This window comes from Ensifer sp. Root278 (assembly GCF_001429285.1).
In the GTDB taxonomy this organism is placed as follows: Bacteria; Pseudomonadota; Alphaproteobacteria; order Rhizobiales; family Rhizobiaceae; genus Ensifer.
This window is the reverse complement of the sequence record NZ_LMJJ01000017.1, coordinates 49,637-57,021: the sequence shown is the minus strand read 5'-3', so window position 1 is coordinate 57,021 and position 7,385 is coordinate 49,637. Positions and strand designations below refer to the sequence as shown.

The window sequence follows — 7,385 nt, the reverse complement described above, 5'->3', positions numbered from 1 at the left end:
CCTTACCCAGACACTTGAGCGCCTCGCAAATGGATGGCCCAGCAGCGATATTGACGCGCTCATGCCGTGGAACTACGCCGCCTGAACGGCCCCGGCTTGTCGCTTACGTTGAAACTCTCGACATAGCCGTTTTGCATCGGCTTTCCCGGCGCGATGTAGTGCCACTCGATCTTGTGATCCTTCGACCAGGCAAAGATGGCATTCGAGGTGAGTTCGGTGCCATTGTCGGAGACGATCATTCCGGGTTTGCCTCGCCGTTCGATCAGCGTCGTCAGTTCTCGGGCGACACGTCGACCAGAGATAGACGGTGAGCGCGACGAACAGCCCACTGTTTTCGGCGTTGATGGGATCGCAATAGCACTTTCTTTCAGAACTTCTGCTTTGCCCGCTTCGGCATAAAGTAGGTTCGGATATTGACGAGTGCTTCGGCGACGTCAGCAGCATCCTGGCGGGTTGCTTTCCGTTTTGTCTCGCCGAGCTTGCGGATGGGCGCGATGATATCGCCAGTCCCGGCATGACCTCGAAGAACCGGCTGCCAAAGCCTCGGCGCGTATCCTGTTCCCAACAAAAAGCAGAGGTCCCAATCGAACTGATCAAAGGTCTGATCATCTATCCTGGTGAACCTGGGCCGGTGGTCTTTCGGTCTTTCGGAAAGGCTCGCCGAGATGCGGTTATACTCCGCAACGATCGTCTGCACGGCCCGATGTTCTGTTGTCTCCATCGGCAGGTTCAGGGCATCCGGACCTGTCAGTTCCGGGATCCATTTGCGTGGGTCGATGAACTTCGGGCCGATGATGAGAGCCGTAAGATAACCATCGAGACCGCTCATTGACCAAATTGGCGATGCGGGACGGCGTCCCCTAATAAACGCCTCGAACGCCTCATCATCAAGCTTCGGTCGTGCGGTCGTCATCCCCTGGCTGTTGTGCGTCATGCCGCCCGTCGCTCCTGCTCTGTCATCGCCTCGCGCTCAGCCTTCCAGTTCCACGGCAGGAGACTTTCCATCTCGCTGGCTTTTACTTTGCCCGCGATGATGCGTCCCAGCACATCGGCAAACCAGACATGGGGGTCCACACCATTGAGTTTACAGGTGTTGACGAGCGATGCGAGCACCGCGAAGGTCTTGCCACCGCGCTCGTTGCCCACGAACAACGAATTCTTCCTCGTCAGGGCCACGGATTTCATCGAACGCTCGACCACATTGGAGTCCACTTCGATCCGGCCATCCTCCAGGAAGGCTGCCAGTCCGCTCCAGTGGTTGAGCGTGTAGGTGACGGCCTTGCCAAGCGCCGATTTCGCCGACACCTCGTCACGCAGTTCGGTGAGATGGACCTTCAGTTCTCTCATGATAGGAGCTGCATCGCGACGCCTCACTACGAGGCGGGTATCGGCACTTTCGCCGCGCAGTCTCGCTTCGATCCGATAGATCTCGGCAATCCTGGCAAGGATCGACAGAGCCTCCGAGGAGCCGGTGAGCTTGACGACATCGACGAACTTGCGCCGAGCATGGGCAAGGCAGAAGGCCAGCCGCATGGGCGCGACATTACTCTTCCCCCGGCGCTTGGCCATGGTTTTATAGGCTTGATACCCATCAACTTGAAGCACGCCGGTAAACGACGACAATTGCCCCTCGACTTCGCGAGCGCCGCGGCTTTCGGCAAAGATATAGGCAACCGCCGGCGGCGCCGGACCATTCCATGGGCGATCGTCGATCGCTTGCGCCCAAAGTTGGCAAAGCTTGGTGCGTTTGCGCCCTGGATCAAGCCGCGGCAGCGGCGTCTCATCACAAAATACCCTCGGCTGCGAGCGGATGAAGGCAAGCAGCGCATCATAGAGAAGTTCAAGCCACCAGGCGACCCGCGTCACCCAGGCGCCGAGCGTGCCGCGATCGATGATCACGCCGCAGGAGGCAAGCATCTGCGCCTGGCGATGCAGCGGCAGGTGCCAGGCAAACTTTGAGACGGCGACATGGGCGGCAAAGGCCATAGTCACCATGCCGCCATCCATTACGCGCGGCGGCGCGGGCGCCTGCACAATGACGCTTTCGCAGGCTCGGCATGCGTAGCGCGGCCGGATCGTCCGTTTAACCCGGACGACCGCCGGCACGATGTCGAGCGCTTCGCTGACATCCTTGCCGATGCAATGAAGCTCGAACGAGCAGCACGGGCAAACCTTGCTCTCTGGCTCGATGAGCTCTTCATACCGGGGAAGGTGCTTGGGTAAACGGCCGATATTGCGGGACGGCGCTTGTCGAGCCTGCGGTGTCCCCTCGGCGACGGGCGCAACATCGTCATTGGCAGCTTCGGGAATGTCGCTGAGATCGCCAAGATCGAGCGTCGCCTGCGTCGGGTCGATCATCGTCATTTTCTCCGACTTCGCCCCAAAGAGCTGTTGCTCCAGGAAGGCAACGCGCGCTTTGAGATCGGCATTCTCCTCGTCGAGCGAGAGAATGATCCGGGTCAATTGCGCAGCATCCTGAGGCAAGGGGGTGGGTCGAAGCGGCATGACAGACCCTACCACGTGAGCCTGAATCTGCAAACAAATCCAATAGGATCAGCCCGCTTTTGAAGGCCTCCTCACCGCGTTTCGTTTGACCCGCGTCCAGTCAATGCCGGCCAGCAAAAGCGAGAACTCTTGGCTACTCATTTGCATCGCGCCATCGCGGATCGGTGGCCAAACGAACTTGCCCGCCTCCAGCCATTTCGTCGCCAGGATCATGCCTGACCCGTCCCAATAAATGCAGCGAAGGCGATCGAGACGCTTGGCGCGGAACACGAACACATCGCCACAATAGGGATCGGCCGCAAGCGCTGACGCCACCAAGGCCACAAGCCCATTCATCCCGCGCCGGAAGTCGACCGGCTGCGTCGCCACCATGATCTTCACGCCATTCGGCGAAAGTCCGATCACCGGCGCCCTCGCAACGCCGCCACGATCGCCTGCGCCAACTCGGGCGCCACCGAGCCGAACACGGTCATGCGCGCGCCAGCAATCTCGATCTCAATGCGACCGGAAGCAACGGAAGCGATATCCGACGACGCGCTCTGGGGAGGCGTTCGTTCTCCAACCACGGTCACCGGCACGAACATGGCCTGCTGTGCGCCGGCTTGCGCAGATCGTCGAGAGGTCAGCCCGGCTTCGCGGCGCCAGACATTCAGCAGGCCGCGATTGACGCCCCAGCGCCGGGCGACGGCCGAGATGTTCACGTCGGGTTCTGCGCTTTCGGCAAGGATCCGCGCCTTCTCTTCGTCGGTCCAATTCCGCCGCTGGCGGCGACCGGTGATCACCTCGATCCGCCGGTAGACTCCATCATGCCTGGCTTCATCCATGCCTTCATCCATGACTTCAAGCATGGCATCAGCGCGATCTCCAACCATCCTGTTCCGCTCCTATCGATGAAGGAGCTTATCTCGCGGTCTCAATCAGCAAAGAAAAGGTGGGCTGTTCGTCGCGCTCACGATAGACGTGTCCGGGATCGCTGCCAGGCATTCGCGCGTCACGTCATCAACGACATGAGGACCCGGAATCGCCTGCCGCAGGCGAACTGGTCGTGGACGAAATCCAGCGACCAGCGGGCATTGGCCTTCGCTTCGACCAGGATCGGTGCACGCATGCCGACAGCACGCCGCCGGGCTGTTCGCTTGCGAACGGAAAGCCCTTCCTCGCGATAAAGACGGTAGATGCGATTGACGCCCGACCGCTCTCCATCTCGCCGAAGCAGGATGAACAGGCGACGGTAGCCGAAACGCCGCCGCTGGTTGGCCAGGTCGCGCAGCTTCGCTCGCAGATCGACCTCCGGCGGTCAACGGGACCGATAACGGATCGTCTTGCGGTCGGCGGATATGATCTGACAGGCCCGACGCTCCGAAAGACCCATGACGGCCTTCAGATGCGTGACGGCTTCACGCTTGGCGGCAGGCCCTACCATTTTTTTGCAAGAAGCTCGCGGAGTGCGGCTGCATCCAGCATCTGCTCGGCCAGCAGTTTCTTTAGCCTGATATTCTCGTCCTCAAGCGCCTTCAACCGCTTCGCCTCGGAGACCTCCATGCCGCCGTACTTGGCTTTCCAGTTATAAAACGTTGCTTCTGAAATTCCGTGCTTGCGGCAGAGGTCGGCCACCTTCGCGCCAGCCTCCTGCTCCTTCAGCACCGCAATAATCTGCTCTTCCGTAAATCGCTGCTTCTTCATTCGTCCGTCCTTTAATAGGCCGGACTCTAATCCATTCTGGAGGGAATTCTCAGGGGCAGGTCACCCACTAGTGCCGTTTGAATCTTCCCCAGTTTGCGCGCTGTAGCCGGTCTTTCGGGGCGCGCCCCGGAAGACCGGCGGCGCGTCGTCATCGATACTCCTTCCGATGGTCGGAAGGGGGATTTCGGTGATCAAACTGAGGGAGACGATCATGATCCTTGATTTGCATCGACAAGGTTTGTCGGTGTCGGCGATCGCCAGGCAGACTGGCATCGACCGCAAGACGGTACGCAAATATATCGAGCGCGGTCTGGAGGCTCCGTCCTACGGCCCACGAAAGCCACGAGCGGCGGTAATCGACCCGTTTGCCGCCTATCTTCGTGATCGGGTAAAGACCTATCCCGGTCTCACGGGCAGTCGACTGTTTCGTGAGATCAAGGAACGCGGCTATGTCGGTGGCTATACGGCTGTGACGGATTTCCTGCGCGATGTGCGGCCGGCGACGACACAAGGGTATGAGGTTCGTTTCGAGACGTCGCCCGGCGATCAGGCGCAGGTCGATTTCGCCCGCTTTCATGTCACCTTCACGGATGAACCAACAACGCCGAGGATCGTCTGGCTGTTCTCCATGGTGCTCGGATACAGCCGGCTCATCTGGGCGCGCTTTGTCATGCACCAGAACCTGCCGACAGTCCTTCGATGCCATGCGGCCGCTTTCGAAGCGATTGGCGGCGCACCGCGGGAGATCCTCTATGATCGAATGAAGACGGCGGTCATCGGTGAAGGTCAGACTGAAGGTATCGTCTACAACCGTGCCCTCGTCGATCTGGCTCGTCACTATGGCTTTCACCAGATTGCAGGAACGTATCCGTTTCTTCTGCAAGGCCGAGCCTGCTCATCGTGTCCGCCACCGATATCCGACCTCTCACCGCTCTATCAGACGTGGTCCCCTTGCCCCTTACCAAAAAGCCCGACTGTCAACATCGGATACCTGCAGGACGTTCGTCGCGCTCACGACTAATCGCCTAGAAAGCGGAACGTACGTTTGGGGGGCCGTCCATGATGGCACGATTCAGATGGGTGCCACCTTTAGAGCGCCCTTGCGTGCATTTATTGTAGTACATACTTCCTGAGCGTGCGCTCCATCAATAGTCCGGCTGATAACGTACTGGTACTCCACAAGAACAGGTATGTTTTGTCTAGAAATGGCGCCGCGTATCCTTGATAATATGCCTGCCGCATCCAAGATACGCATTGAAATGCTGGATTGAAAGATAGCATGTAAACTACTTCTTCTGGATAGGTGTCCAAATAAATCGGGCCTCCAGACGACAAGTAAATGAGGACCGTGAACAGCGCATAGATCATTGACATGGTCGGCACCATTGCCGAAATCACGCTGATGATAATCCCAACGCCCACCGCCAGCATTGCAGTTACCGCCATACACATGAGCGCTTGCTCAGGCCTGTAAGGAAAAGGGTTTGTCCCAAGACTTAATAGGATTATTACAAGGATAATAACTGATATTACAATGGCCACAAACTCTAGAAGAGACCTCGCAAGCACTATGTCCATTAGGTGGACGGCTGGAAACGAAAGCATACTCTTGTTTGCGACGATCGACGAGGACATAAACCTGGAGACATATGTCAAGGTCAACACGGGCATTAGGCCAGTCGCGAAGAAGAGCATCATGTCGTCGCCGAAAGTTGCTGAACGCCCAGTGAAGGAATAGATGGCGAGTAGGATGCCGACGTGCGCAACCGGAAACAGCGGCGCTACCAAAAAACCTAGGCCATGGTTGAAATATCGGCTTCGAATGTCACGGAGAATTACCGCATGCATCACATGCCATTGCCTCTTCAGAGCGACACGGATCGGGACTTTGCCGGAAAGCGGCGGCTGGCGTGTCATATTATTTGCGTGACGCTGCATTGCTCAATCTTCTCTCTACCTTCGTTTTTCTCAGGTTTCGCAGAAATGCAAGATAAGTGACAGTTCCAGACCCAAGCCAAACCACAGGGCGGCGAATGGCTTCAATTGCGTTCGATGGCCCGCACCAGGCCTATCGGATACCGGAGTGCGCCCGTCATTACAAATGGACATTTCTTGGAAAGCAGGTTCATACGGGCTACTGCGGTACCAAATCGTAAGCGTCAAGCAGGTCGTTCGCGAAGGGTGGGGGTGCGGATTTCGGTTGGGACAGCGATTCCGGTCAATCCCGTACGGTCGCTTCACGCAGTGATGCCCTCTTCGACTTCTCCTAATTTTTGGGTGCTGGAAAATTCGGCGTGACCACTTCCACGAAACGGGCGCCTGGAAGGGGCAAGATGAGTTCAGCCACCGCTTTCTGGGAGGATTGCTGTTTTGCATGAACCGCGATAACTCGACATCGTCAATCAAAAGGGAGCGCATTCAGGTGGCACATGATCTTTCCTTCAACTCAGGCGAACGGCAGATTGCCGGGCGCTACGAAGACATCCGTGCTGACCATCGCTTTCGCTACGAATGGGCAGAGAGGCTGATCCCGACTGGCGGATTTGGAATCGATGCATTCTGCGGAAATGGCTACGGAGCTTGGCTTCTAGGCAAGGAGCGGCAGGTTTTGGCTTTAGATGGCTCCAAAGAAGCGGTTGCCTTCGCTACCGAGCACTTCAGCGGCGCGCGAGTTCATTTTGCCCACGCTTACTGGCCGTTTGAACTGCCTCGAGAAGCTTTCGACTTTATCGTCTCACTGGAATCGGTCGAGCACGTACCGGACGGCTCGAACTTCTTTGCTGCCCTGGCTGCTGCCCTGAAGCCAGGCGGGGTCCTGGTTTACTCGACCCCGAATGAGGACCTGCTTCCTCTGACGGCAACTGGCAATCACTTCCATCATCGTCACTATACGACTGCTGAAGCCAAGGATCTGGCTTCTGCTGAAGGATTGGAATTCATCGGTTTCGCGGGCCAGAATACGTACAACATGACACCGGAAGGGACACAAGGAGGCTTGGTAACCGAAGCCGAGATGGCTCTGCGAGACGGTGTGGCCGGCCAATTCAATATCTTCGCCTGCCGGAAGCCGATGCCAAAGATCCAGGACGGGTGGCTGAAGAAGGTGCTCCTCAAGGCCTTCGGGTAGCGCTCTCTTCCCGCAAAGCGAAAACCCCGCCGAATAAGGCGGGGCTGGTCTAGGTACAGGCATTTCGGTT

7 protein-coding genes and 3 pseudogenes are annotated in these 7,385 nt (G+C 57.8%); 3 read left to right on the top strand and 7 right to left on the bottom strand.

The genetic code is table 11. The annotated features are described in order from the left end of the window. Positions 1–85, top strand: an 85-nt coding sequence (locus ASE60_RS35035) for a transposase domain-containing protein (RefSeq protein ID WP_162261298.1), incomplete at its 5' end; no start/stop codon positions are given. 22 nt (positions 86–107) lie between these two features. Here the strand turns inward: ASE60_RS35035 and ASE60_RS15410 are convergent. The 6 genes and pseudogenes from ASE60_RS15410 to ASE60_RS33810 form a co-directional block, all read right to left on the bottom strand. Continuing rightward, a pseudogene (locus ASE60_RS15410) lies at positions 108–305 on the bottom strand (integrase core domain-containing protein); the annotation flags it as partial. 62 nt (positions 306–367) lie between these two features. Then, positions 368–934, bottom strand: coding sequence for a UPF0149 family protein (locus ASE60_RS15405; RefSeq protein ID WP_057251440.1), 567 nt, complete (start codon positions 932–934; stop codon positions 368–370). After that, a complete protein-coding gene (locus ASE60_RS15400) occupies positions 931–2,505 on the bottom strand; it encodes an IS66 family transposase (protein ID WP_057251439.1) in 1,575 nt (524 codons plus the stop codon). The genes ASE60_RS15405 and ASE60_RS15400 overlap by 4 nt, the downstream gene beginning before the upstream one ends. Positions 2,506–2,553: 48 nt before the next feature. Beyond that, positions 2,554–2,910, bottom strand: a complete 357-nt coding sequence (gene tnpB / locus ASE60_RS15395; protein ID WP_057251438.1) for an IS66 family insertion sequence element accessory protein TnpB — start codon at positions 2,908–2,910, stop codon at positions 2,554–2,556. Continuing rightward, entirely contained in the window at positions 2,907–3,377 is a 471-nt protein-coding gene (locus ASE60_RS15390; protein ID WP_057251437.1) for a transposase, read from the bottom strand. The genes tnpB and ASE60_RS15390 overlap by 4 nt, the downstream gene beginning before the upstream one ends. 81 nt (positions 3,378–3,458) lie before the next feature. Next, a pseudogene (locus tag ASE60_RS33810) lies at positions 3,459–4,188 on the bottom strand (transposase); the annotation flags it as partial. A gap of 187 nt (positions 4,189–4,375) precedes the next feature. On the opposite strand from ASE60_RS33810, the pseudogene istA reads away from it, so the two are divergent. Further along, a pseudogene (gene istA, locus ASE60_RS15375) lies at positions 4,376–5,035 on the top strand (IS21 family transposase); the annotation flags it as partial. Positions 5,036–5,298: 263 nt separating this feature from the next. On the opposite strand, the gene ASE60_RS15370 reads toward istA, so the two are convergent. Continuing rightward, positions 5,299–6,126, bottom strand: coding sequence for an ABC transporter permease (locus ASE60_RS15370; protein ID WP_057251435.1), 828 nt, complete (start codon positions 6,124–6,126; stop codon positions 5,299–5,301). A 436-nt stretch (positions 6,127–6,562) separates the two neighbouring features. Between ASE60_RS15370 and ASE60_RS15365 the strand changes: the two genes are divergently transcribed. Then, on the top strand, positions 6,563–7,315 hold the full coding sequence (locus ASE60_RS15365; RefSeq protein WP_057251434.1) for a methyltransferase domain-containing protein: 753 nt from the start codon (positions 6,563–6,565) through the stop codon (positions 7,313–7,315). Positions 7,316–7,385: the final 70 nt, after the last annotated feature.